Below are 831 nucleotides of genomic sequence, written 5' to 3' on the forward strand. Positions count from 1 at the left end.
CTTCAGGCAGCAACGAGCCGAGGCTCGAAAACAGCGGACGGAGATTGAGCGCGACCAGGACAAGGCTGGCTCCAAGCAATACCTTCCCGCGAACTCTGGGGAGTGCTTCAACCTTGGGCGGCGGCACTGAATCAACCTGTACATCGATCAGCTGCTCGTCTGCAAGCGTCATGTCCATGGCAGGCTGCAATTCTCTAGAGCCCGCGTGCGTCTGAACGGGAAGCAATGACGAATCGGAAATTTCCGGGCTCATGACCGGGACACCTCCGGCAGCGCGACAAGAATGAAATTCATGAAGTCGCGGACTGCCTTTTCCGCTATATCGGAAGAGCGAGACTCGATGGCGTCGATCAACGAGCGATGCGCATCGTAGTCGGGTTCAGGAATGTCGACTTTAGGCGTCGACGCGATGGTTTCATTCATTGCAATCGAGAGGAATTTGCAAGTTTCAAGAAGTGCGGGATTGTGCGCCGCCTTTAAGATAGCCTGGTGGAACTGGTAGTCATCGGCAACACATCTCGCATTGTCCCTTTCGACGCCAAACCAGTGATTGCGCTTGTCGCCCGCGGCACTATGCGTGCGCCCAGGCAGACATCGCGCATCCAAAGTTTCGTCAGATCGCACGCCCGTAGTGCCATCAGCGGCAGCCACTCCCAAGCGGGTCGTCCATGCGTTCGTCGACAATGCCACCCGTTGCGGAACCCTCGTAAGGCGCTCTACCTCGCCGCAAGCCTCGACGTGAAGACCGCGAAACGCTCCATGTAGTCACTCAGGAACTTCCGCGTCGATTCATTCGTAATATTGCCCTCTGCATCGATGAGGTCCGGCTTG

At 56.9% G+C, this 831-nt stretch carries 1 protein-coding gene and 1 pseudogene; both read right to left on the bottom strand.

The genetic code is table 11. From position 1 onward, the window contains the following. Nucleotides 1–253 (bottom strand): annotated as a pseudogene (locus HV670_RS30220) (hypothetical protein); the annotation flags it as partial. Further along, nucleotides 250–651 (bottom strand): FadR/GntR family transcriptional regulator, encoded by a 402-nt coding sequence (locus HV670_RS30225; protein WP_246258146.1) that lies wholly within the window; start codon nucleotides 649–651, stop codon nucleotides 250–252. The gene HV670_RS30225 and the pseudogene HV670_RS30220, both read right to left, overlap by 4 nt. Nucleotides 652–831 lie beyond the last annotated feature (180 nt).

It is taken from the genome of Pararobbsia alpina (assembly GCF_902859895.1).
GTDB classification, from domain to species: Bacteria; Pseudomonadota; Gammaproteobacteria; order Burkholderiales; family Burkholderiaceae; genus Pararobbsia; species Pararobbsia alpina.